General features: G+C 59.3%; 17 protein-coding genes. 6 read left to right on the forward strand and 11 right to left on the reverse strand.

Annotation, left to right across the window (positions count from 1 at the left end; translation table 11 throughout):
• Positions 1 to 22: 22 nt before the first annotated feature.
• The 9 genes from LLF79_RS06115 to LLF79_RS06155 form a co-directional block, all read right to left on the reverse strand.
• Positions 23 to 1,315 (reverse strand): glycoside hydrolase family 10 protein, encoded by a 1,293-nt coding sequence (locus tag LLF79_RS06115; protein ID WP_055321371.1) that lies wholly within the window; start codon positions 1,313 to 1,315, stop codon positions 23 to 25.
• A 7-nt stretch (positions 1,316 to 1,322) separates the two neighbouring features.
• Positions 1,323 to 1,610 carry a VF530 family DNA-binding protein gene (locus LLF79_RS06120; RefSeq protein ID WP_023292372.1) on the reverse strand — a complete coding sequence of 96 codons (288 nt, stop codon included), beginning with the start codon at positions 1,608 to 1,610 and terminating at the stop codon, positions 1,323 to 1,325.
• Positions 1,611 to 1,704: 94 nt separating this feature from the next.
• A complete protein-coding gene (locus LLF79_RS06125) occupies positions 1,705 to 3,879 on the reverse strand; it encodes a glycoside hydrolase family 2 TIM barrel-domain containing protein (protein WP_094942678.1) in 2,175 nt (724 codons plus the stop codon).
• Positions 3,876 to 6,542 carry a response regulator gene (locus LLF79_RS06130; protein ID WP_227879247.1) on the reverse strand — a complete coding sequence of 889 codons (2,667 nt, stop codon included), beginning with the start codon at positions 6,540 to 6,542 and terminating at the stop codon, positions 3,876 to 3,878. The genes LLF79_RS06125 and LLF79_RS06130 overlap by 4 nt, the downstream gene beginning before the upstream one ends.
• Positions 6,543 to 6,552: 10 nt before the next feature.
• Positions 6,553 to 6,978 carry a globin gene (locus LLF79_RS06135; RefSeq protein WP_008501676.1) on the reverse strand — a complete coding sequence of 142 codons (426 nt, stop codon included), beginning with the start codon at positions 6,976 to 6,978 and terminating at the stop codon, positions 6,553 to 6,555.
• On the reverse strand, positions 6,975 to 8,369 hold the full coding sequence (locus LLF79_RS06140) for a DUF3131 domain-containing protein (RefSeq protein WP_163341928.1): 1,395 nt from the start codon (positions 8,367 to 8,369) through the stop codon (positions 6,975 to 6,977). Before LLF79_RS06140 ends, LLF79_RS06135 begins: the two co-directional genes overlap by 4 nt.
• Positions 8,354 to 9,901, reverse strand: coding sequence for a DUF3131 domain-containing protein (locus LLF79_RS06145; RefSeq protein ID WP_008501674.1), 1,548 nt, complete (start codon positions 9,899 to 9,901; stop codon positions 8,354 to 8,356). The genes LLF79_RS06140 and LLF79_RS06145 overlap by 16 nt, the downstream gene beginning before the upstream one ends.
• Entirely contained in the window at positions 9,898 to 11,217 is a 1,320-nt protein-coding gene (locus tag LLF79_RS06150) for a DUF3131 domain-containing protein (RefSeq protein ID WP_023292377.1), read from the reverse strand. The genes LLF79_RS06145 and LLF79_RS06150 overlap by 4 nt, the downstream gene beginning before the upstream one ends.
• A complete protein-coding gene (locus LLF79_RS06155) occupies positions 11,214 to 13,031 on the reverse strand; it encodes a glycosyltransferase (protein WP_023344169.1) in 1,818 nt (605 codons plus the stop codon). Before LLF79_RS06155 ends, LLF79_RS06150 begins: the two co-directional genes overlap by 4 nt.
• A gap of 281 nt (positions 13,032 to 13,312) precedes the next feature.
• On the opposite strand from LLF79_RS06155, the gene opgC reads away from it, so the two are divergent.
• The 5 genes from opgC to LLF79_RS06180 are packed head-to-tail and all read left to right on the forward strand — an operon-like array spanning position 13,313 to position 17,419.
• Positions 13,313 to 14,530: an OpgC domain-containing protein gene (opgC, locus tag LLF79_RS06160; protein ID WP_023327506.1), complete on the forward strand. Its 1,218-nt coding sequence runs from the start codon at positions 13,313 to 13,315 to the stop codon at positions 14,528 to 14,530.
• Positions 14,531 to 14,541: 11 nt separating this feature from the next.
• A complete protein-coding gene (locus LLF79_RS06165; RefSeq protein WP_227879248.1) occupies positions 14,542 to 15,441 on the forward strand; it encodes a hypothetical protein in 900 nt (299 codons plus the stop codon).
• Positions 15,442 to 15,450: 9 nt separating this feature from the next.
• Complete coding sequence (locus LLF79_RS06170; protein WP_227879249.1) at positions 15,451 to 16,665, forward strand: PP2C family protein-serine/threonine phosphatase; 1,215 nt, start codon at positions 15,451 to 15,453, stop codon at positions 16,663 to 16,665.
• The gene (locus LLF79_RS06175) at positions 16,655 to 16,993 is read left to right on the forward strand and encodes an STAS domain-containing protein (RefSeq protein WP_023292380.1); all 339 of its coding nucleotides are present in this window, start codon (positions 16,655 to 16,657) and stop codon (positions 16,991 to 16,993) included. The genes LLF79_RS06170 and LLF79_RS06175 overlap by 11 nt, the downstream gene beginning before the upstream one ends.
• Entirely contained in the window at positions 16,994 to 17,419 is a 426-nt protein-coding gene (locus LLF79_RS06180; protein WP_070532108.1) for an ATP-binding protein, read from the forward strand.
• 25 nt (positions 17,420 to 17,444) lie between these two features.
• Here LLF79_RS06180 and LLF79_RS06185 read toward each other — a convergent pair whose 3' ends face one another.
• On the reverse strand, positions 17,445 to 18,935 hold the full coding sequence (locus LLF79_RS06185) for a UbiD family decarboxylase (protein WP_008501666.1): 1,491 nt from the start codon (positions 18,933 to 18,935) through the stop codon (positions 17,445 to 17,447).
• Between the two features lie 113 nt (positions 18,936 to 19,048).
• Between LLF79_RS06185 and LLF79_RS06190 the strand changes: the two genes are divergently transcribed.
• Positions 19,049 to 19,933, forward strand: a complete 885-nt coding sequence (locus LLF79_RS06190) for a LysR substrate-binding domain-containing protein (protein ID WP_044596458.1) — start codon at positions 19,049 to 19,051, stop codon at positions 19,931 to 19,933.
• On the opposite strand, the gene LLF79_RS06195 is transcribed toward LLF79_RS06190, so the two are convergent.
• Positions 19,924 to 20,835, reverse strand: coding sequence for a LysR family transcriptional regulator (locus LLF79_RS06195; RefSeq protein WP_227879250.1), 912 nt, complete (start codon positions 20,833 to 20,835; stop codon positions 19,924 to 19,926). The genes LLF79_RS06190 and LLF79_RS06195 overlap by 10 nt on opposite strands.
• Position 20,836: the final 1 nt, after the last annotated feature.

Raw genomic sequence — 20,836 nt, forward strand, 5'->3', positions numbered from 1 at the left:
GGCGTTTCTGCCTGCTCGTGACTTAGCTACCCCAGCGTCCACGGAGATAGTTTACCGCCTGCTGGGTCTGCGGCTGGTTCAGGTAATCTTCCCGGAACAGGATGGTGCCGTTGACGTTGGGCAGCGAATCGTTGAGATCGAGCTGCTTTTTCAGCTCCGGCACGCCGCCCTGAACCGTCCAGTCCGGCTCTTTTTTCGACGGCTCGCCAACCTTGTAGAACGCAATACCGATATACAGGCGAGTGTGGGTCGGCTTCACCACGTCGGCCCACCATCTGGTCAGCACGTCGTAGCGTGCGGCATCCCGGGAGAAGGGCCAGTAAATCTGCGGCGCGATGTAGTCCAGCAGGCCCTGCTGCACCCACTGACGCGTATCGGCGTAGGATTCATCATAGGCCGCGGCACCGCGGGTGTCGGAGCCTGCCGGGTCAAAGGAGCGGTTGCGCCACACGCCCGCCGGGCTGACGCCAAACTCCACGTTGGGTTTTGTCTGCTTGATCGCGCGGGAGACCTGGACAATCAGCTGCTGCGTATTGTGTCTTCGCCAGTCGGCTTTTGAGGCAAACCCCTGGCCGTACTGCCGCCAGCTCTGCGCGTCATTGAGCGCGGATCCCGGCGATTCGGCATAGAAGTAATCATCAAACTGCACGCCGTCTACCGGGTAGTTCGCCACCACTTCGGTCACCACTTTGGTTATCCAGTCGCGCACCTCCGGAATGCCCGGGTCGAGCACAAAGCGGTCACCCGAGATGCGGACCCATTCCGGGTGCTGGACATAAACGCTGGACGGCGTCTGGTATGACGTCCGGTTCAGGGCGGCGATGGTGGACGGTTTGGTGTTGGTCGACACGCGATAGGGGTTAAACCAGGCATGGACCTTCAGGCCGCGCTTGTGCGCTTCATCGAGCATAAACTGCAGCGGATCGTATCCCGGATACTCACCGATGTTGCCGGTCAGCATATCTGACCATGGTAAAATTTTGGATGACCAGAGCGCCGTGCTGTCCGGCTTCACCTGGAAAAATACCGTGTTGATGCCGAGCTGCTTAAGGTTGTCGAGCTTTGCGATCAGCGCCTGCTTTTGCATCGCGATGCGCTGGTCCGCGCTGCGGCCATTCACCGAGGCCACCGGCGGCCAGTCAAGACGCGAGACGGTCGCCAGCCAGATCCCGCGCATCGGGGCGTTTGCCTGCGGCGTCGGTTTGCTGACGGTGGGAAGAGGGGTAACCAGCGATTTGGGTGGTGTTGAGGAGCAGCTTACAAGTAAAAGTGCGCAGGCAGCCAGCGCACCAATCCGTTTTACGTGTCGCGTCATTTGCGTATTAGCTCTTGATAATCCTGCTGTTGGCCCAGGGATTAAAGGCGGGCGCCGCCTGCTCTGTATTTCCCTCATCGCTGAGAGAGTCCAGATACAGGGCTTCAACCTCCGCGCGCGCCCACGGGGTGCGGCGCAGAAATTTCAGGCTCGATTTAACGCTGGGGTCTTTTCTGAAACAGTTAATTTTGATGCGGTCGCCCAACTCGCTCCAGCCATATTTCGCCACCAGGGCGTTGACCATCATCTCCAGCGTTACGCCATGCAAAGGATCTTTGGAAATATGTGCAGTCATAGGCGTCCGGAAGTCTCGATTTTTAGGGGATTGGGGTAAACGCTGAAAGGGTACAAGAAAGCAGGGGAAGCGGCAATTTTCCTTTTCCCCTCGCTCATCTTATAACGGACTCCGTGCGCTGATTTTCGCCGACAATTTTTCCCGCGCTGTTTTTAATCGTAAACCGAATCGACACGTCGTCCTGGCCCACGGGCGTGGCCGTGACCGCTTTTATCATCGTTCCCGAGTCTGCAGCGATCGTCATCGTCGTCGTGCCTTTTGCCAGCACCTTATCGCGCTGGGTGATGCGCCAGCTCAGACGGCATTCGCGGCACGGTTTCCAGGTGTCGTTGATGGCCCACAGACGCACGGTCGCCGCCGCCCCGGATTGCCACTGCGCCGTGACGGGTTCAATGGACGGCAAAACAGGCTGGTAGGCGCGTTTTAAGGCGTAAAACCCGGCTTTAGGCTTACGCAGGTAGTCCACCACGCCCCAGTTGATGGAGGGCCAGGTTTCCACAAACATGAAGTGGAACAGGGCCGTCACCGGCTGGTAGCGCTGTCGACGGTAGCTCTCTGCCGCCGTGGCCACCAGCTGCGACTGGTACGCCTGAGTATTGCGGATCATCGCCTGAATGTTGTCCCCACGCGAAATACCGGCAAACTTAAAGGTCTGGAAGGGCTGAAAATTATGGTATTTCCAGACGGTCCAGCCGGGATCGTCAGCGGCGGTCGTTTTTGGCCAGAGCGACGCCGCCGGGATGATGGTTTTTAGCGTCGATAAGCGGGGAAGCGCCTGCGCGCCGAACTCGGTAATGATCCCCGTTTTGGCTGGCGCCAGCAGGTCGCGTACGGTGCCGAAGTACCAGCCCGCCCAGTAATGCTCCTCGACGGCGGAAAAGCGATGCACGATGCGCGAAGTATCTTCGGCAAGCGTATCCGCTACCTGCTGCGTGAGCGCGCGATTCAGATCTTTATTCCAGTCCGGGAAGCGTTTTTCCATCCACGGCGAATTCCACGGCGGTTCGTTATGCCCGCCCCAGACGATGATGGCGGGGGAATTGCCAAACTGTTCGATCATCTCCCGCGTCTGTCGAACCGCATTTTCCGTGAAAGCCGCACTGTTGTTGTAGCCCCACTGCAGCGGAACATCCTGCCAGATCATCATGCCCATCTCATCGGCCACGTCATACAGCGCACGTCCGGCAACGTGTCCGTGCACGCGTATGGCGTTGGCGTTCATGGCCTCCACCAGACGAAGATCGCGACGGTATTTTTCTCGCGTCATGGTGCTGAGCCAGGGGGAACCGATGTAATTACTGCCTTTAATAAAAAGGCGTCTGTCGTTAATGAGCCAGCCCTTATTGTCGGGCTGTTCGACGATCTTGCGCAGCCCTGTTCGGGTGACCGCCGTGTCCATCAGGCCGTTCTCATCCCGCAATGCCACGCGAATGGTATACAGGTGGGGTTTCCCCGTGCCGACGGGCCACCACAGTTTTGCCTTCGGCATGGGCAGCGTCACCTGCACGGAATGGGCGCCGCTTTCGAGGGTAACCGGAAAGTCAGCCTGATAGCGCCTGCCGCTGAAGTTGGCGGGCGTGGCGGTGAGCCGCACGGTCGCCGGGCCCTGACCGAGCGCGCGATAGCGAATATCTGCTTTCAGCGCGGGGTGCATCAGACCCTGTGACCAGTCTGGTCGCAGGATGGTCTCATCAAGGGTGGCGCCCCGGCTAAGATGCAGCCTCACCGGTGCCCAGATGCCGCCCGAGTTGGCGTCCTGTCCTTGCGCCGACCAGGCCCCGCCGGGACGGGTGTCATGCTGGTTAAGGATCCCCTTCATGACCGTTTTATGCAGCGGCCAGACCTTAGTGGGATCTTCGTAAGGGCTGTCCACCCTGACCACGAGCTGGTTGTGACGTTGTAACGCTTGACTGGCATCCAGCGAAAAGCGCTGAAAATAGCCCTCATGCTGGCCCAGCGGCTGGCCGTTCAGGGTGACCTCGGCCAGGTAATCGACGCCGTCAAACACCAGGGTGCTCATTACGTCGGGCGGCTGCACGGGCAGGGAAAACGCGTGCTTGTACCACAGCGCGCCCTGGTGATCGTACCCGGCGCTGTACCAGTTGGCGGGGACCTGAAGCGGGCGCCAGCCTGATGCGGCAGGATGTGCGGTGTCATTGGCATCCTGAACCTGCCATTCTCCGGCCAGAGACCAGCTGACCGGCGCAGCGTTCGCCACCGTATGGGTGGTCAACAGGGCAACGAGCAGCGCGCAGTTGCGAGCGATCATGCGTTTACCCCGCGCGCGTTGAGCCACGCCATCAGGCGCAGCGATTCCTTTTGAAGCTGCTGGTTTAGCGCCGCAAGCTGTTGCCCCTCCAGCGTGTGCGCCTCGCTCTCGAGCGCCTGCAGCTGACGGGCGAGTCGCCCGAAATCCAGCGTGACGGCTTCTCCTCGCAGCTTGTGGGCGGCGCGGCGCAGCGCTTCACGATCGTCGCTGTCGATAGCCAGGGTGATGGCCTTTATGGCCTCCTCCAGCCCTTCGCCAAACAGGGCCAGCAGCTCCTGGACCAGAGCAGGGTCGTCAGCGCACTGCTTCAGCAGGCGTGCTTCATCCGGGAAGGCGGAAGGGTCATCGTGGCGCGGGAGCACGCGAGCAATCTCCTCAGCGAGACGCTCCTGGCTGATGGGTTTGGCAATGTAGCCGTCGAACCCCATCTGAAGACAGCGCTCTTTATCCCCCTGCATGGCGTGTGCCGTCATGGCGACGGTGGGCTGCGCCGGTCCGGGCCGGGCGCGTTCTTCTTCACGCAGCAGGCGAATGGCGGTTTCACCGTCCATCTCTGGCATCTGAAGATCGATCAGCAAAACGTCCCACACGCCCGCCCGCCAGCGTTCCAGCAGTGCGACGCCATTATCGACGATCTGACAGGTGTGCCCGAGCCGCTCAAGCAGGCGCGCGGCGACCTTCTGGTTGACCAGATTATCTTCCGCAAGCAGGATCCTGAGCCCGGCCGTGTCCGGCGCGAAGGTGGGCGCGGGCGCGCTTTCACTCACCGTCTTTGGTGCACGTTCAAACGCCGCGGCAATCGCCTGATGCAATTCATTCTGGGCGATAGGTTTATGCAGGTAGTTCTGGATACCGATCCGCTTTAGCATATTGATATCAAAATGTCGGCTCATGGAGCTCAGCATGATGATGCGGCTCTCAGCAACCTGCGGCAGCACCGAAAGTTCGAGAGCCAGCGACACGCCGTCCATATCCGGCATCTGCGCGTCCAGCAGGATCAGGGGCCATGCCGTTCCGGTTTTAACCCGGTTGATGGCCTCGCTGGCGTTATTAACGCAGGTGGGTTTCAGCCCCATCTGGCTAAGCATGGCGGCCAATAGCCGCAGGTTGGTCGCGTTATCATCAACCACCAGCACGGGTTCCCCGTTAAAGCGATGGCTATGCCGGCGTTCCTCCGGGCCGGGCGCCTGGGCCGCAAGCGGTAGCACGAAGGAAAATTCGCTGCCTTTCCCCGGCTCGCTGGAGACCGTTAATTCGCCGCCCATCGCCGCGACCAGTCGCGCAGAGATGGTTAGCCCGAGCCCCGTACCGCCATAGCGTCGGGTGGTTGAGTTATCCGCCTGGCTGAAGGCTTCAAAAATGGCTTTCTGCTTATCTGCCGGTATGCCAATGCCGCTGTCGCACACCCGGAAACGCCATCGATCCGCGCTATCCGCGGGCTCAACAATCAGGATAATTTCCCCCTGATGGGTAAATTTCAGCGCGTTACCCAGCAGATTGGTCAGGATCTGGCGCAGCCGCGCGCCGTCGACCAGCAGCACGTCGGGAACGTCGGGCGCAATATCGACCAGCAGCTCAATGCCTTTTTCGCTCGCCCCCGGCATGTGGGGGCGAATGAGCGACTGAATGAAGGGGCGGACCGGGACGGGCTCCGCCTCCAGCTCCACTTTGCCGGCTTCGATACGGGAAAAGTCGAGAATGTCGTTGATGATATGCAGCAAAGACTGGGCAGAACTCATCACCAGCGTCAGGTAATCGCGCTGATCGGCACTGAGAGACGTATCGAGGCACAGCTGGGTCATGCCAATAATGCCGTTCATGGGGGTGCGAATTTCATGGCTCATATTCGCCAGGAACGCGCTTTTTGCCTCATTGGCTTTTTGTGCCTCAATGGCCGAGGCGAACGCCTGAATTTCAGCCTCCTTGCGGCGCGTAATATCCTGCAGCGTGCCAATCACGCGCTCGGCGTTTCCCTCAATGGAGAGCGTGACCACCTGGCCGGAGAGCAGCATCCAGCGCAGACCTTCGGTAGGGTGATGCACGCGAATTTCACATTCAAAGACCGGACGATGATCCTGCTTCGACGCGTGCAGCGCCTTGCGCAGCGCAGCGCGATCGTTCTCGTGGACCTGATTGAGCAGAAAACGCACCGGATATCGCCACTGGGTACGCGACTGGCCCAGCATGGCCAGCAGGGTATCGTTGACCTGGAGCGTGTCGCCAGACACCTGCCAGTCCCAGATCCCGATATGGATGGATTCCGCCGTCAGCAGAAAATCGTCATGCAGCAGATGACGCGCCCGCTGTGCTTCATCCAGCTCCGTGACATCGCTGTGCAGGCTGACAATGCCGCCGTCCGCAAGGCGCTGGTGCTGGACGAAGATCCGCCGCTGGCCTGCCTGCCGCACTTCGCAGTGTTTATCCTGCCGACAGTTGCGCACGATCGACTCGCGCAGCGTCTGGCGAAGGCCAGGGTCGACGTTGTAAACGGCGTCGATAAAGCGTTCCGCCAGCGACGCCAGCGTTGTGCCCACCTTCAGCCACGGGGTGATGACCGGATAAAAAAGGGCCACGTTGTGATTCCAGGCCTGCAGGCGTTCCTCGGCGTCATAAATCATGACGGCGGCCGGCAGCGCGTTAAGATCGTACGTGAATGCGCTCATCGTGATCCTCCTACGCGCGGTAGTGCAGTTCTGCCTGTCGGCGCAGGTATTCCAGCCCGGGCGCGATCGCCATGGCCCAGGCCGTCAGGATCTCATCGTCGCACTGCGGATCGCGCAGGCTCACGGTGTTCAACATCGCTTCGCGCCACAGGGCGAAAAAACGCGGCGGGAGGTGGAGACCGTCGTCACTTTGCTCCCGTGCCAGGCGCTCGAGAAAATCAGGCACGATTAACGCGCCGTCTACCGCAAGCATGGCGAAGAAACTCTTAAACAGAGTCTGCTGACCCTCGCTATCCGGCAGGCGAGAAAAATGCTGCTCCGTCTCGGGTGACATATGGACGAAGGCGTCATAGAACGTCTGAAAAAACGCCGTTTTATCATTATCCGGAAAGACGCGGTTCAGGCTGGATTCAAACAGATCGCGGTAAAATTTCACGGCGTCCTCCTTACGGCATTTTCGCCCGGTAGACAGTGCCCGACGGGCGTATAGTCATCTGCCACACGGCGCGTAAAGTAGCTCTCTTTTTTAGCCCGGCGGGCGTCAAACAGGGGGCCCGCGTTGTGTTTAAAGAACAGGGCTTCCAGCACCGTGGCATTGGTGGAAAGGGTGAGCGCAGCGTTAGTATCGCCCGTGGCTTCCTGGCGGCCTTCGTACCAGCCTTTTTGCGGATCGTTAAGATGCTTTGTCACCGCCATCAGCACGTCGGTGTATGGGGTGTCCCACAGGGCCCACAGGGCAAAGACCGCTTTGGTCGACACCTGCGCGAAACGGGTGTAGTCCCGGCCATCGTCACCGACAGAGTTCCAGGCATAGCCATTTCCCCAGACCGTATCCTGGATATGCCAGGGTGCCTGCGGGAGCGAGAAATCTGCCCTGGCCGTCAGGATCTTATCGGTCTCCCAGCGGGTCTTTTGGCTCAGCCAAACGTTTTCGGCCTGCTTGCGCAGGTGCTTTTGCCGATCGGCCGCAACGCCTTCGGGCTCCCAGCCAAACTCCAGGCCCGGCAGCATATAGGGAAGGGTGGTAATCAGAGAGGGCTGCCACGTGGTGCGCGGATCCCGGGCATCGACGGCCAGACGCCGCTGGGCGATGATGACGTGGTGCGCCGGGGGCGTAAACGCTTTCTCCGGGGAAAATCCCCACAGTTGAAACGCCGTTGCGGCATATTCGCTCTCGCCCAGGCGCAGCTCCTCGCGTACCACCGGCTGGCCGTTTTGCAGGGAAGATGACCACAGTTCGCCTTCACGATCGATAACCGGACAGAAATTCCAGCGCAGGATGATTTTATCCAGGTATTCGCTGTACTGCGGTTCCCGCTCTGCGGTGAGGCGCAGGGCGAGCATCAGACGCGCCATGTCGCGCGCGGACCAGCCATTTTTAACGGGCTTGCCGCTAAAGTCGATCGGCGTCGCCGTCTGGCTGGAATAGAGTCGGCCCGGCGTCCGGGCCTCGGTCAGCATCAGGCGGTTGAGGGTGCCCATCAGCCGCGTCAGGCGAGCGTCATACTCGGCCTCCTCAATCAGCCCCAGCTCTTTGGCCGCCAGCAGGGCGATAAGCGTATCGCCCATTTGCCAGAGCGTGACGCGGGGCTGTTTGTCGCTGCCGTTGACCAGCCCGGTTTGCGGCTGGGTATTATTGACGAAATAGCGCCAGGCGATCGCCGCCCACGTCTGCTCTTCCGGCGTCAGGGCGGCAATACGCGCGCTGGAGTGCCAGCCGCCACTGATGAGCCAGCGCCAGCCTGCGCCCTGATGGGCAAACAGCGCAAAGACGATCGCGCCTGCAAGGAGTAATCCCGCAAGCCCTCTGGCTATGGTTTTAAGCATTGCGCAGTCACCGGAGGCAGTTTAACGGGCTCGTCCACGCTGCATGACGCGCACTGACAGGCCTGGCAGGCGGGTTTTGTACGCTGCGTGACGCCGGTCCGGTCGCACCAGCTTTTTACGGCCGGGGTGCTGGCAAGGAACGGGCGGCTGCGCAGCGCGTTGTTCTCTTCAAACTGATCGAGCAGCTTTCGATCCCACAGAGACGGGGCAAAATCCTTGCTCTTCGGGTTGTCGGTATTGAAGGCCAGCAGTTTTCCCTCTTTTTTGAACAACAGGGCCTCCAGCATGATGCCGTTATTGTTCGCGGTGAACTCTTTGATCGGGCCGTCGCCGTTTTCATACAGCCCTTCGTAGTAGCCTTTTCCCTCTTCGTTGGCATTCTCAATGGTGTTCAGCAGGCGGTCAGTATAGGGGGAGTTCCACAGCACCCACATGCCCAGCGCCGCCTTCAGCGAAATCGCGGCAGCGTTAGGGACGAACTGGCCTTTATCGGTAATGGTGTTCCAGTTGTACCCGTCGCTGAAGACGGTGTCATAGACGAAGTAAGGGGCCTTATCGAGCTGGTGCTCGGAGCGCGCGGTCAGGACGCCGGTAATGGTATAGCGGTTCTCCTGAGCCTGATAAACGCGGTCGGCAAAGTTTTTCATCCACGTCAGGGAGTAGTCGCGCGGGGCGTTATCCCGGTCGGTCGGTTTATCAAAGCCGAACTCCAGCCCGTAGAGCAGGTAGGATTCCGTCACCACGTAGTTATGCTGCGACGTGTTGCGCGGGTCGCGCGTATCGTACGGGACCAGCACGCAGTAGATCTCGGCCAACTCGTAAGGCTGCGGACGGCTGGCTTTGCAGGTATTGAACCCCCACAGCTGGAAACCGGCCGCGCCGTACTCTTCATAGCCCAGTCGACCTTCCTGAACGTACTTCGGCTGGCCGTTCTCCAGATAGGCCCCGTACAGCGTGCCGCAGGGGTCGATCGCGTGGCTGAAATCCCAGCCGAGCACCACGTTATCAATGCTGTTGCCGTATTCCGGGTAACGCTCCTTGATGATTTTCAGCCAGACCAGCATTCGCCCGATATCCAGCGCCGAGAAGCCAATTTCGCCGGGCTTGTTGGTGTAGTCCACCTTCTGGCCGCTGATGGTGTTATAGGCCTTGTTGGGCAGCTCGTTGCGGAACAGCACCAGGGTGTTTAACGTGGCGAGAAACTTCAGCATCCGGCGGTCAAATTCCGCTTTATCAATGATCCCCAGCTCGCGCGCCGCCGTCAGGGCGGCCAGATAGGAGGCGCTGTCCCACATGGTGGTGGAGGGATATTTGTTGACCGCATTCACCAGGCCCGTCGTGGGCTGATAGTTGGTGACGAAATACTGCCAGGCGTTTTTCGCGATGGTCATCTCCCGGGCCGTCAGCTCGCCGCTGCGCGGGGAGTAACCTGATGCAGGAAGCTCGGTGTCCGCACGCACGGTCGATAGCGCCAGCCAGCAGATCGTTATTCCCGTGAGCAGGTGGAAAAGGATCGGGGATCGTGGCTTCATGGCGTTGCTCCTGCTGAGGGGGATGTGTAGAGGCAGGCCAGACAGAGCATCTGGCCATGCGCGATGTAAGACAGACTTTCCAGCACAATGGCATTGGTATCGGCGTCCACGACGGCATTGACGCTGTTGTTGAGATTTAACCCGCGCTGCCAGCCTTTACCCGGCACCTGAAGCGGCAGAACCTGCTGGCGCAGCGCTTCGCTCCAGCTGTTGCGGAACAGGGCATACCAGGCAAACGCGGTGCGGGTGGAGGTCATCGCCACTTTCTCCGGCACCTCGTCGCGCAGGTTGCGCGCCTGTACCGGCTGCCTGTCCGGCAGATCGTTAACGTAATCCGGCGCGGGCTCGGCATAATCCGTGCTGACGGGGGGTTTTGGCGCGCGCAGGCCGTGGCGCCGCTGCTGGATCTGCATAATCCGCCACGCAATTTCAGCGCTCTGCGCATCAAAGCCCAGCTCAAGACCGGTTAACAGATAGGGGAGACTGATCAGCGAGGTTTGCTTGCCCCAGGGCGTGCGAAGCCCTTCATCGGGCACCATTACGCCATCCAGATCGATCATCTTTTGCCCTTCAGGCGGGTTGGTCACCGCGAGTCCTGCCGCGCTGTCAATCAGGCGCAGCGTATGGCTGGCATAGAGACGGTAGCCAAAAGTGTCCCGCTGTTCATCGTCGGCCAGCGTCCAGTGGTGGAGCGGCACCGCAGCCTGGCTTTGGGTGTTATTTTCAATCAGCGCCGCGGTGCGCCACACGCTCAACAAATCGCGTATGGCCGCCGCGTGCTGGGGATAGCGCCACAGCAGGGTCTGTAATGCCGTCAGCAGCCGGCTCAGACCGATTGCGGAGGCGTCAGGTTTCCCCAGGATCTTGAGCGTGTCCGCATGGTAATAGGCGGCGGGGAGACCCTTGTCATTGAGCGGCAGTTGCCCCAGCGTGAACACGGCGGTGCTGACCCTCTCGTCAAACTCATCGGCGGAAATGATATTGAGCTGCTCTGCGGCAGCGGTCGCAAAGAGGTAGCTTCCCACGCTCCAGAGGCTCAGCCAGGGCTCACCGTCGCTGGCGTTCGCCAGCCCGTTTGGCTGGGTATTATTGACGTAGTATTGCCAGGCGACCCGCGCCCAGATGGCTTCGTCATAGGTCAGCGCCCGTGTTGTGGGCAGCGGCGGGAAATCTTTACTGAGCGCGATGCCGCCGCTGCTTTCCACGCGCGTGGGCATCTGTTTCTCCACCCAGACCACAATGGCAAAGCCGATCAGGAAGCCGAGCAAAATGGTGAGGTAGCTGCGCGCGGGCAGCAGGGCATCACGTATCCTCATTGAGTGACCTCGTCCTCTTCAGCGGGCGTCCACATGGCCGCGAAAATCAGCGGCAGCATGGCGGCGATGTTCACCCCTCCCCAGAAAATATTGATGACGTAGCCGGAGGGATCGTCCACCTGTCCACGCGCCACCTGGATACCGCCCCAGATAAGCCCCGCGAGGGTCAGCACCACGATGGCAATCTGCGGCTTCACCAGGTAGAGAAAACGGCCCGTCTGCCGCTCTTTTGGCGTGACGTGAAATTTGATCTGTTCGCCCCGCAGCACCGTATTGAGCGCGCGCAGGTTCATGGAAAAGAAGGAGAGGTAAGAGGCCCTGCCGTCCCAGGCCGAAATCCCCCAGGTGCCGAACATAAACGCCAGTTCAGAGAAGATAAAAAAAGGGAGAAAGTGGAGATAGAACGGCGTCGACCAGGCGGACACCGGCGGAATGCCGGTGAACAGATAGATAATGGGCGAAATCAAAAACACCGTGTTCCACACGCAGGCCATGTAAGACCAGAAGGTGGTGGCATACATCAGCGTCTGGGGGAGTGAAAGCCTGAAGCGGCGACGGCTGAAGATGTTGTCATGAAACAAAATATCCAGCGAACCGGCGGCGTACTTAAAGCGCTGGATCATCCAGGTGAGCATATCCTGCGGAGAGAGCATCTTCGACTCAACCCGCGGATGCATAACCGAGCGCCAGCGCCGTGCGGCGTCACCGTGCAGCAGCACCGAGGTGTAAATATCTTCCGAAACGTGGAATTTGTAGGGGGTAAGCTCGGTGTCAAACGCCACGTGCGGACGCATTGCATTCTGCAGCGCGTCCCGGGTCTCCTCATCGCGAATGTCGCGCGTATGACGATGGATCTCCTCTTCGACGGACCAGACATAGCTTCTTAGCGCGGCCTGCATGACCGCCTCTCGACGGTGAATGGACGCTGCGCCGCAGCAGAAAGCCGCGTTCGCCCAGTTGCGCCGCCGCAGGATCACGTCATAGAACATGCGCGGATCGTTAAAAAACGGGTCGCGGCCAATCGTGATCGGGCCAACACACTTTTGAATCAGCCAGCCCAGACCGTAGCCCACTTTTCCGGCTTTTCGCTGGCCCCAGCGCGACAGGTTTTCTCCTTCCGGAAGATCGAAGAACCACTGCGGCGTCTGTACCCAGGCCACGTCCGGATCGCGAAAATAGCCCAGCGTATGGCTGAGCAGGGTGGGAAATACCCGGGTGTCGGCGTCGCAGATAACAATAAAATCGCCGTCGGTTTGCTCAAGGCCGTTGCGCAGGTTGCCGGCCTTAAAGCCGATGTTGGTCTGGCGAGTGATATAGTTAACGCCTTCCTCTTCGCAAACGGCTTTCATCTCCGGGCGGCGGCCGTCATCAAGCACGTGGATGCGGTAGTCAATCGGGAACGGGTACGTCATCTTCAGGGCATCGCGAATGGACAGCCTGACCAGCTCGGTGTCTTCCGAGTAGGTGGCAATGAACAGATCCACCTTGACGGGACGGGGCTCTACGGCCTCCTCAGGCGACAGGCATTCGTTAATTTCGCCGGGCGGCGGACTCTGAGGAGGATCCTGTTCTTTCCACAAATTGATGGTAAACAGCACGGTGCCAATCCACGCCAGGGTTTCGGCGAGGACCAGCGGAATGGCATACCATAATGCGTCAGTATTCAGGGAGGCGGTCCAGCGCCAGTAAATATAATTGGCACCCAGAATAAGCGCCGCGACCGCTAATACCTGCCAGGTGAACATGACCCAGCGCGGTGTTGTTAACGGTTCCGGAGGACGACGATGTTCAAAACGGGAAAAATAAAAATCCATAGTTCCGGCGTTCCTGATTCCGTGAAAATGCAGACCCATTCTGCTGCGCAGACAGTTGCCCAAAAGCGAAAGAAAATAGCGATTAAACAAGATTTAAGATAAGTGTAGAACGCCGAATAAAAGTGTCCAGCCACGTTTTTATTAATATTTAGCGGTGGTTAATTCAGCTTAAATTCTGCTTAATGATGTTTCATCGGCCGTCGATAAATTGCGGTTACTATTCCTTTAGGCTATCTACTTTATTTAGACCTTAATTTTCGTTTTCAGGCAAAGGACACCCTATGAGCCATGTTGCGCCGTCGGTAGCGCAAGAAGATGACGCTAAATCAACAGCATGGCGGTATGCCGTTGCAGGTGCCAGGGACCTGAGAATCGACTTTATGCGCGGCATTGCCCTCGTCATGATGGTCGTGGCGCATACGGAGGTGATGTCGGTATTTAATATATTCTCCTGGGAGCGTTTTGGGTTAACAACCGGTGCAGAAGGTTTTGTTATTCTCTCGGGGTTTATGCTTGGCATGCTGAACCGCGCGCGTCTGCAAAAAGTGGTTTTGCTCACGGTTTCCTGGGGGCTTTATCTCAGGGCATGGAAAATATATCGTGTAAATATCATTATCATAGTGTCGTTTATTCTTCTGGCCTATATTCCACATATTAACGTTTTCGAGGTCACCCATTTTACCGACCGTTTTTCGGGTGAAAGCTGGTCGCTTTATCCGGTTACGCCGCAAATTAAAGAGACCTGGTTCAACATTATCCTCTATTTGCAGATTGGCCCTCATCAGACGCAAATTCTGGGGCTGTATATCTTTTTACTGCTACTCAGCCCGCTATTTTTGGGGATGCTGCAGAAAGGAAAAGTCTGGTGGCTGCTGGGGCTGTCGCTGCTGGTGTACAGCCTGTGGCAGCGCTGGCCGCTTCGGCTGACGCCGTCGGAATTCGAATTTGCCTTCCCGCTGCTCGCCTGGCAGTTCATCTTTGTGCTGGGCATGGCCAGCGGCTGGTATAAAGCCGAACTGCTCTCTTTCGCCCGGACGCCTCCGGGGAAAGGGGTGGTAGTGGCGCTGGTCATGGTGTCGCTGGTGCTGGGATTTGTCGCCCAGAACCATACCAACCCGTTTATGCCGCCCGCGCTGCTGATGCACGTCATCCCGCCTGACAGCTTCAATTCGTTTTATCACACCTGGGCGGCGAAGAACGGGCTGGGCCCGGTGAGGGTGTTAAACGATATTGCCCTGATGGTCACCGTCTACCTGGTGCTGACGTATTGCTGGACGCCGCTCAATCGCCTGCTGGGATGGTTCCTGATCCCGCTCGGCCAGCACTCGCTTTATACCTTTATTTTGCATGTGTACGTGGTGCTGCTGGTGAGCCAGTTCATCACCTTCGACTTATGGCGTCATGCCTGGATAGAGAACACGTTAGTGCATGCGGCGGCACTGGGTATTTTGTGGCTGATGGCAAAATACGACGTCGGCGCACGCTGGATACCTAACTAAGGATGGCGGTTATGCGCGAAAAATGGCTTCTGGCGGGCGTGCTGCTCGCCGCGATCCCCGCCGCAGAGGCGGCGAAAAGCAGTGAAAATGAATCCCTGCGCGATAAGAACGGTGAACCTGTTCAGGCTGGCGTCTTTACCAGCCGCTGGGGGCGCCTGTTCTCGGGTAACGACAAGAAATTCTCAGGTGCGCTGAGCTTTAGCTCGGGACTGAAAGAGCAGTGGATGAGCATTCCTAACAGTTCAGACACCGCCACGGAAAAGAAAAAGATTAACCAGACGCTGAATCTCAGCCTTCAGTATTCCCCCTACAGCTTCTGGTTTGCCAACATTACGTCCCGACTGCCGGTCAGAGACACCAGCCGCTACACCGCCGATTTTCGCTACAGCTTCGGCTACGATGACTGGCACGCCAACACCGTCAGTCTGGTTTACAGCAACTACGGCGATAACCATTTCTGGACATCGGGCAGCCGACGACACACCTATTTCGAACAGGGCGCCTTCACGCTGGCCTACAAGTTTTCGCTACCGAAACCGGTCGAAAACACGCTCCTGATTAATAAAGGGGATTCCATCATTTGCCAGGTCGGGTACAGCTGGGTGCCGCGCTACTACGACCTCAGCAGCGATGACATCCGCAAAAATAAAAACGTCATGCTCGGCGGCTGCGGCTACACCTTCAAACAACATTTCTTCGTTCGCGCGACGGCATTCTGGTTCCCGGAAAGCAGCCAGCAGCAGCCCTGGAACGGCGATTACAGCTACAGCTTCGGTTATGCCGGCTATACGCCGGGTTCGTTCTCCATCCAGTACGCGAACTATGCGGGAACGCGCTATCCGGGGCACGGCAACGGGAATGCAAAATTCAGGGAAGGGACCGTGAGCCTCATCTGGTTCTTACCGCTTTAGGAGGGATGTATGTCGGCGCTGCACGTGTTAATCGTTGAAGATTCGCTGATTTATCGTCGGTTACTCTCCCGAATGCTCACCCAGTGGGGGTATATCGTGAGCGAGGCGGAAAATGGCGTCGCCGCGCTGGAAATACTGTCCAGCCAGCCGATCAGCATGGTGATAAGCGACTGGGACATGCCGGAAATGGACGGACTCACGCTCTGTCAGACCATCCGCAACCGTCAGTTTGGCCACTACGTCTATGTCATTCTGCTCACGGCACGCGAAAATGCCGGGGATTTAACGCAGGGCTTTGATGCCGGAGCCGATGATTTTTTAAGCAAGCCGGTCGAGCAGGATGAACTGCGGGCGCGTCTGCACGCCGGGGTCCGTATTTTAACGCTGGAAGCGACCCTCGCGGCGCACAACAAGCGCCTGAGTGAAGCGTTGCACCAGATTGAACAGGATCTTGAACTCGCGGCGCGCGTTCAGCACTCCGTGCTGCCTTCGCACCGCTTACGCTTTGGGAACTACTTTTCCGACTGGCTTTTCTTGCCGTCTGCGTGGGTCTCAGGCGATGTGTTCAATATTTTTCCACTCGATTCTCACATTGGGTTCTATTGCGTGGATGTGTCCGGTCACGGCGTGGGGGCCGCGATGATGTCCCTCTCGGTGGCGCGTCAGTTCTTACATGGCCGGGTGGTAGACCGTTTTTTGTTTACCGATCAGGGCGGCATTCAGTCGCCTGCGGAGGTGATCAGGATCCTGAACAGCCGCTTTTGCAGTGAAGAGAGCGACATTACCAGCTATTTCACCATTATCTACGGGGTGATCGATCCCGAGAGCGGACGAGGGGTGTTGTGTCAGGCCGGGCATCCTACTCCCGTCATTGTGAACGCAGACAGCGCCGTCACGTCCGTGGGCAACGGCGGCCCGCCGGTCGGGCTGATGCCTGACCTCAGCTGGGAGGACGTCGCGTTTACCCTCAATCCGGGGGATCGCTTATGCTTATTCAGTGACGGTATTACGGAGTGTGAGAACGTCAGCGGCGAGCAGTTTGGCCCGCAGCGTCTCGAACGCTGGCTTCATGACCATGCGCGACTTCCGGTTGACCAGCTCCTGGCGCGGTTCGGTGACCACCTGACCGGCTGGCGCAACGCAAATCGTGATGAACCGACCGCCTTAACCGATGACGTTTCACTGCTCGTGATCGAGCGTCAGGGAGAACAGAATGATTATTAACACTGAACGACTACCGCATGCCAACATTCTCACGCCCGCAGTCCGGCGGCTGGATGCCTCCGTTGCCGCGACGTTTAAAGCGTCCGTGACGGAAGAAATTGGCGACGATCGCAAGGCTTTGATTGTCGACTTCAGCAAAGTGGATTTTATCGACAGCAGCGGGCTGGGAATGCTGGTGTCGTTGTTTAAGCTGATGAACGGGAAAGGCGACATGGCGCTGTGCTCCCTGAACCCCGGGATCATGAACATGTTCACCCTGACCCGCATGGACCGCATATTCCGCATCTATCCGGACAAAAGCAGCGCGCTTGCGCAGCTGGGGCAGTAGATGCAGACGCCGGTGCAGGCAGAATTTCCGGCGGTGCTCGGTTCCCTGACGCCGCTGGCCGGCTGGCTGGAAGCGCGGCTGAGCGCGCTTCCCGTAGATGATGAGTGGCGTTTCGCGCTCGATCTCGCCGTCTGTGAGGTGGCGACGAATATCATCCGGCACGCGCTGCATGAGGATGCCACGCGCGCATTCAGCGTATGCTTCGATATCCGCGACAGCGACGTCTGCATTGTTTTTACCGACGCGGGCGACGCGTTCCCGCTGGCGCGGCTTGAGGCCGCCAGGCGAGACCGTTTTTGTGAAATCTCACCGCTGCTGGAGAGCGGCAGGGGGCTGATGCTCATTTTGCTGAGCGTCGATCGTTTCTCGGTGGAGCGAGCGGCGGGTGAAAATATTGCCACGCTTGAAAAGAAAATCAGCGTATGACCTGCGGGCCATACGCGTGCTGTTTCTATTTCGTGTTGTCAGCAAACAGCTCTGGCGCCCACGGGCGTGGGTCAACCTCCATAAACGGCGCACGCTCGAAGCGATCCTTCAGCGCCCACGGCACCGTGCAGTCGAAGATTGTCTTGCAGGAAATGCCGTTGCCGCGAATCGAGGTGCTGTAATCCGGCGACTGGGACGGATCCAGCTGGTGGCCGCGGATCCCCGGAATATTGGTGATGCTGACATCGCCCTGCATGCGCGTCGTCATCGCCCACAGGATGTCGTCGCTGTCGAAAATATCCACGTCTTCGTCGACCAGAATAATGTTCTTCAGCTCCGAATAGGTGGCTAAGGCGATGAGTGCCGCCTGGCCCTGACGTCCTTCGTCTGACGGCTGGCGTTTTTTCACCTGCAGTATCCCGAGGAACTTGCCGCCGCCCGCGGTATGGGCATAGACGTTTTGCAGGAAGCCCGGAATAGCCTCCTCAACGGCATTGCGGATGCTGGCCTCGGTCGGCAGTCCGGCCAGCGTGGTATGTTCTTCCCCCGGTCCCACCAGCGTCTGCAGGATCGCGTGGTTGCGCATGGTCACGGCTTTCACTTTGATCACCGGCAGGGAGGGATTCGCCTCGCCGCAGTAGCCCGGGAACTCCGGCATCGCGTGGCCGGTGTTGGTGTGCTGATCCTCTCTCACGCGCACGCCCGGAAGCAGTTCACCTTCGATGATGATTTCCGCCCGCGCGATGGCTTTCTCTTTGACCGCTACGCCCTGTACCAGCTCAACCGGCTGCTGGCGCAGCGCCCCGGCGACGCCCAGCTCGTTGTAGCCAAACGGCGTGGTGGGGGCCTCAAAGCACGCGCCGATGTAGATGGCGGGGTCGAGACCCATGTTGATCGTCACCGGCAGCGGTTTTCCGGCATCCTCCGCCTTTTTGCGGAAGACTTCGATATGGCGCCCGGCGGCAAGGAACATGGAAAGCTCGTCGCGCTCCTGAACGCAGAGGCGGTGGATGGTGACATCCGTCAGCGAGCTGTCTTCCGGATCGCTTGCCAGCACCAGCCCCAGACAGAAGAACGGACCCGCATCAATCGGCGTGTTGGTTGGGGCCGGAAGCAGCTTGCGCAGGTCGAAGTCAGGATCGTCAGCGTAAAAGACCTGCTCCTGGCAGGGGGCCTGCGAGGCCGGAACGACAACCGGCGCAACCGGCTTTTTCACCGCCTGGCCGACGTGTTTTGCCAGTTCCGAAGGCTCACAGCCCAACAGCAGCGCCGCGCGCTCGCGGCTGGCGTGCATGCCCACCAGGATGCGGGAGTGCGGATAGCCCTTCACGCTGTTGAACATCATCGCCGGGCCCGTGCGGGTCGGACGTTTGACCGTGCCGCCTGCGCCAATATGGCGGTAGACGCCCGCCAGCTCCGCGTTGGGGTCGACCGGACGATCGGTTTCAATATACTGCCCTTCGTGGCGCTGCAGTAAGGCGATGGCGCTGCGGAGATCGTTAATCTGGTTTTCCATATTTTCCTCCCTCGGTTGAATACCTCCATTTTTATGGCAATGACCAATAGCATCAATTGCATCATTACTGTTAAATTGATAAGTAAATTCATATCAATTCAGGAGGTCGTCTCGTGCAGTTTCGCCAGATGCGCCACTTCATCGTCGTGGCCGAAGAGCTCCATATGCACCGGGCCGCCGAGCGTCTGAACATGGCGCAGCCGGCGCTGAGTCAGCAGATAAAGGCCCTGGAAGAACGCTTAGGCGTCACGCTTTTCAGCCGGGCGAACCGCCGCTTGACCCTGACGCCCGCGGGCGAAGCATTTCTCGTGAAAGCCCGGCTTGCCATCTCGCTGACCGAACAGGCGGTGCTGGACGCCAGACAAACGGCACGGGGCGAGCAGGGTGTGTTAAACCTCGGGTGCGTGTCGAGCGCGATGTTTGACGGCAGGCTGCCCGCCGCGCTGCGCCAGATGCACAGCCGCTGGCCCGCCATTACCATGTCGCTGATGACGGGAAACGTGCAGACGCTCTACGCCGCCGTGCAGAGCAACCAGCTGGATGTGGCCATCATCCGCGCGCCGCTGCCGTCGCTGCCGGACGATCTGCAAAGCCGCCCGTTCGCCTCGGAGAAAACGGTGCTGGCGCTGTATCGTCAGCATCCGCTGGCCGGGTCCGCCGCGCTGACGCTTTCGTCGGTGAAAGACGAAAATTGGATCTCCCTGCGCGACCCGGAGGGAATGGGGCTGGAGCAGTACTTCTATGACGCCTGCAGCGGGGCGGGCTTTCAGCCGGACGTGGTGCAAAACGCGACCGACGTGCCCACGGTCATCAGCCTGGTTTCGGCAGGGTTTGGGCTGGCGCTGCTTCCCGCGTCGGCAAAGGCGGTGAGCGTCGAGAACGTCGTCTACGTGGACATCCTTGACCGGCTGCGGGAGAGCGAACTCACCCTGGTTTGCCACCGGATTATTCGTTCAGAAGTGCTAAAAAAGTTTCTGGTTACGCTCGATCACACCTGACGTCCTGCTGCCCGCAGGAGCTGCTCGCGCAGCCAGGCGTTCGCCGGATCCTGGCTGTTTTTCGGGTGCCAGTACATGTTGATGGTAATGGGCTGGAGCGGCAGCGGTGGTGCAAAGAGATCCAGCGTGCTGGCGAACTGCTTCAGCATCCGTTCCGGCAGGGTGCACACCAGGTCGGTACCGGCAACCAGCGCAGGCGCCATAGCGTAGCTCTGGGTGGACATGGCAACGTGTCGCTGATAGCCCAGCCCGGCGAGGGTTTGGTCGACAAATCCGGTAAACGGATCGCCCGCCGACGACACCACCAGATGGGAAAGCGCGCAGTAGATCTCCAGATCTAACGCACCCGTTCCGCGCGGATGGCCTTTTCGCTGGGCGGTGGCAAACGCGTCGTCGAGGAGTTTGCGCCTTACCCACCCGTCATGGGCGCCCGCGCTCACGCCGATGTAGAGATCCACATCGCCGTTCTCCAGCTGCTGCGGCAGTTCGGCCATCTCGGGCAGGGCGAAGCGCAGGCGAATACCGGGAGCATCGGTACCCACCTGGTTAAGCAGCGCGGTGCCGAGAATCAGCGCCGGGTTTTCATGCAGCGCGATAACAAAGGTCCGGCTGCTGGTTTGCGCGTCAAACGCGGTGGGCGCAAACATCGCGCTGATGCCGCGCAGCACGCCTGTCACCTGCGGCCTGAGCGCTTCCGCGCGCGGCGTGGGTAACACCCCGCGCCCATGCGGGGAGGGAATGAACAGCGGTTCGCCAAACAGCGTGCGCAGACGCGCGAGACGGGCAGAGAGCGCGGGCTGGCTGATGCCCAGCCGCGCGGCCGCATGGGTGATGTTCCTGTCCTGAAGCAGGGCATCCAGCGTCAGGAGCAGGTCTATGTCCATGTCAGATATCCGCGTCATC

The organism is Enterobacter cloacae complex sp. 2021EL-01169 (assembly GCF_020733125.1).
GTDB lineage: Bacteria > Pseudomonadota > Gammaproteobacteria > Enterobacterales > Enterobacteriaceae > Enterobacter > Enterobacter roggenkampii.